The 4,291-nt window shown below is 33.2% G+C and carries 2 protein-coding genes and 2 pseudogenes; 1 reads left to right on the plus strand and 3 read right to left on the minus strand.

Translation table 11 applies throughout. From position 1 onward, the window contains the following. On the minus strand, positions 1 to 945 hold a 945-nt coding region (gene sbcB, locus A9G30_RS01010; RefSeq protein ID WP_065587776.1), incomplete at its 3' end, for an exodeoxyribonuclease I. 158 nt (positions 946 to 1,103) lie between these two features. Between sbcB and A9G30_RS13500 the strand changes: the two are divergent. Beyond that, a pseudogene (locus A9G30_RS13500) lies at positions 1,104 to 1,217 on the plus strand (hypothetical protein); the annotation flags it as partial. 825 nt (positions 1,218 to 2,042) lie between these two features. Here A9G30_RS13500 and ubiT read toward each other — a convergent pair. After that, positions 2,043 to 2,528 (minus strand): ubiquinone anaerobic biosynthesis accessory factor UbiT, encoded by a 486-nt coding sequence (ubiT, locus tag A9G30_RS01015; protein WP_065581822.1) that lies wholly within the window; start codon positions 2,526 to 2,528, stop codon positions 2,043 to 2,045. A 21-nt stretch (positions 2,529 to 2,549) separates the two neighbouring features. After that, positions 2,550 to 4,179: pseudogene (locus A9G30_RS01020) on the minus strand (Na+/H+ antiporter). Between the last annotated feature and the right edge of the window lie 112 nt (positions 4,180 to 4,291).

Consider the following 4,291-nt stretch of genomic DNA (forward strand, 5'->3'; position numbering starts at 1 on the left):
TAGTGTTTTTAACGGAGCAACAATAGGGCATTTGTTTATATGAATTAACTTTAAAGGAATTCGTGATTCATTAAGTTCAAGATCTTCTGTTTTTGTATAAAGTTTTTCTTTAATTTTTTCTGCTGGTAAATCAATAATTGAGTTAATATCTCCAGTTAAATCACAAACAATAACGGCATTATTTTGTAACGGATGCCAAGCAATAGGGCAAACTAATGATAGATTGCCTCGATGGCTACCTAGCATGCCCGATATATGAACAATAGGATTCATATTAATTACATCAATAAGCTCAGCAACTTTATTTTTGTTGCGTAATGTAAAAAAGTAATTGAAAAGTTTAGGTTGTTTTGTTTTTATTAATTTTGCCATGGCAATTGTTGCATACACATCAGACATTGCATCATGTGCATGCTCATGTTCAATATGATTCGCTTTTGTTAAATGCTCCAAACGAAAGCTAGGTAATCCCGCATCATTAATCGGCCAGTTGATACCTTCAGGTCTTAGTGAATAACACGCTCGAACAACATCAAGAAGATCCCATCTTGAATTACCATTTTGCCAACTATAAGAATAGGGATCGTAAAAATTGCGATATAAAATATTACGCGTTACTTCATCGTCAAAACGAATATTGTTATAGCCTAAAATACAGGTATTGGGGTGGCAAAAAGCGTGATGAATTAGTCGGGTAAATTCTGCTTCACAAATACCTTCTTGATTGGCTTTTTGAGGTGTAATTCCAGTGATGAGTACAGCTTCTGGACTAGGTAGATAATCTTGTGTTTGACGGCAATATATCACTAGTGGGTCTTCAATAATATTAAAATCCGCATCAGTACGAACTCCAGCAAATTGAGCAGGGCGGTCTAATGCTGGATGAATTCCAAATGTTTCATAATCATGAAAGTAAAAAGTTGGCTGTTCTAAGTTGTTTTTCATGGTGAGTTTTTGCTTAGTATCGTTTTTTATTTAAATTTAATTAAATTGATATTTGTTCATTTTTGTTTTAGTTATTTACGTGTCTTGATTTGTTCACATTGCAAATGCGCACCGATTGAGTACATAACTATTTTTTATATGTGTACAGAATGTAAAAAATGGCGTTAAGTGATAGCAAATCAATATTAAATAAACCTTATACAGGGTTGTTTGAGCTAACCGATGGTTTAGGCGTAAGAATATCACAAAAAGGGACAATTGCATTTCAATTTTGCTACTGATTATAACTATCTTCTAAAACAGTACAGTAAAAAGGTAGAAAATTCTCGATGATAAAAGTAAAAGGGGATGTAAGTATGAAAAAATGACTGAACATCAAATTTTATCTATTTTAAAAGAAACCAAGGCAAGCGTTCTTGTTAAAGAACTGTGCCGTAAATATAGCATGGGGTAATTTATCTTTTTGTATATGGTGAGAAAAATGTGGCGGAATGGAAACTTTAGACATCAGGTTAATCTTAAACAGATGTTTACCGAACTTAGCTTAAAATCATAACGTCAGTTGGAAATTATGAAAAAACTTTAAAGGCCACAAAGTCACGTAAAATTTGATTAAAACAACTTCAGAAAAATTATTTTATTGCTATTGCTACGAACGGTGTAATTGTTGGCTTAAGCCATTGTGCTTACTATGATCAACCTAAGTTGCAGGATCATTCTATGATTATTTCGGTACTAAGCGCCATTAATTACTAACAGGTATTTATACTGAGACTTTACTAGCATGTCAGACATTACGCTTGGCTTAAATGTGAAATAAAATCAAATAGACATTAAGAACACCAAGCTTAATTCATGACATTCAGGGCAAGGCTATAATGCATCTGAAAAGAACCGTAAATAAGCATAATAAAAAAACTGTCAGAAAAGTTATTGATTTTATTGAGTTTTTAATCCTAGAACCTAGATTAAAACATGAATTACAATTTTAGACTCGGTGAAGCGAAGAAAGTAGAAAGGTGATTTATACTAGCTACTTCGCACCACAACGGTTTGGCGATTGTGATGCATTATAATCATCTTTCTTATATACTAGTTTAGTCTTTGGGAGCACTTTCGATAATATCAGCCAATTTTTCAAGTGTCAGTCTTAATAATTTTGGCATAGACTCCAATTCAATTGAGTCCATTAAATTTTTAACGTAAAGACCCAGCTCAGTATCACCTTCAACAATTAAACGTCGTTGAAAGAATAGGGTATCAGGATCTTGACGTCTGGTTGCTATCATAATCAAATCATTAGCATTACCAATAAAACTTACATCAGCAATCTCTTCTCTACTTACGACAAGTTTATTGTCAATAAGGCTTACAAACCAAATAAGGCCAAGATCGGTAACTTGAATTTTAAGCCATCGATTTTCTAAAAAGTCGAGATCACCATCTTCAAGGGAATGTTCAAATTGTAACTGTAATAATTGCTCTATGGCCTGCTTTTTTATATTAAAAGGAATGTGTCGTAAAGTAAGCCCCAAAATATGGGGCGCTTTATTAACAAACTGTGAATGAATCTTGCTTAAAATTTCACTTCTTGATCCAATCATTTAGGCATCTCCAGAAATCATTTTTTCATAGATATCTAAATCAGTACTTAAATGTTCATAAACTTCTTCACTAACTTCATTACGAACTTTCATTTGTAGTAAAGCTGTACGTTCAGCACCAATTGCTACTAGACGCATACGCCTTTCTAGATTTTCTGCTTCAAGTGCTTTTTGTTCTAAGTCTTTAAGACCTGTTCGCCGTCTTAACGAACCAATAACACGAGAGCCAATTTCATGAATAATTTCTTGATCTAAACCTGTTTCTGATGTTTCTTGTAATAAATTATTTTGCATTTTTTCAAGACTAGTAATGGCTTCTTCGGCCATATGTCCTTTAACTGTTAAAATTTCATTGTGTTGCTCAGAATTATCTAAAATGACACTACCTCGTAATAAGATAGGTAATATTATAACTGCTGTAATTAATGAAATTAAAATGATACCTGCTGCAATAAAAACAAGTTGATAACGGCCACTAATACTTATTGGTATTGCTAATACACCCGCTAGAGTAATAGCACCTCGAACACCAGCAAATGTTGAAATTAAAAGATCTCTTGTTGAATATGCCCTAAATGCAAGTGGTCGTTTAGTTCCAAAAGGCGTGGCAGGCATATGTTTCATTGCCCATAACCAAGCAAATCGAGTTCCCATTAACACTGCAAAGACAAATAAAACAATTAAACATAATTGCCACACTTCAATTGATTTATCTATTTGGTTTTCTGCAAAAGTATTATTTAAAATGCTTGGTAGCTGAATACCTAATAGAACAAACACAAATCCATTAAACACAAAAGTTAACATTGACCATGTGCTATCTGATTGTAAGCGTGCAGTTAACGGTGCATTTCGCATCATACCTGAATGGTTTACTGTCATACCTGCACTTACAGCAGCTAAAATACCTGAGCAGTGGAATTCTTCTGCAATGATATAAGCGGCAAATGGAAGTAAGAATAGTAATACAATTTGAATAGCTGGATCATTGTGAGTCAGCTGATTTATTTTACGTAAAATACGTGCATATAGCCAAGTAAATAAGACACCAATAGCTAAACCACCAATGGCGACGATAAAAAAGGTTACGCTAATTTGTAATAAGTCAAATTGTAATGTGCCAGCTGCAATTGCTATAGCAAAATTTAAAGAAACTAAGCCTGAAGCATCATTCATTAATGCTTCGCCCTCAATAATTTCCATTTTTTCTTTTTCTATTCGTCCTTTACCCACAATTCCACTTAATGCTACAGCATCGGTTGGAGATAACACAGCAGCTAAGGCTAAGCATGCAGCTAACTGAACATTTGGTAGTATCCAATAAAGAATGTAACCCAATGCAATAATCGAAATGACAACTAAAACTAAAGCTAATCCGATGATTTCTCTACCATTGTAGATAAAATCTTTAACTGACGTTTTGCGTCCGTCAGCAAAAAGTAAAGGGGGAATAAATAAAACGAGAAATAATTTTGGATCAAATTCTACATAAACATTAAATGCTGCCAATATACAACCTAGTAATATTTGCATTAAAGGTAATGGAATTTGAATTGGCAACATTTTAACAACGGACACCAGAAAGTGATACAATTAGCACCAAGAGTAAAATTATTGAAAAAAGTTCCATAGTTTTCCTTTTATTTATCCTATAATCCTGTTGTTTATATTGATTATACAGGATCTTTAGTTAAATTTCAGGTGAAAATTTCGCAGAATCATCTAAATTTTGGTCAGATACA

The organism is Gilliamella sp. Fer4-1, assembly GCF_001690515.1.
In the GTDB taxonomy this organism is placed as follows: domain Bacteria; phylum Pseudomonadota; class Gammaproteobacteria; order Enterobacterales; family Orbaceae; genus Gilliamella; species Gilliamella apicola_C.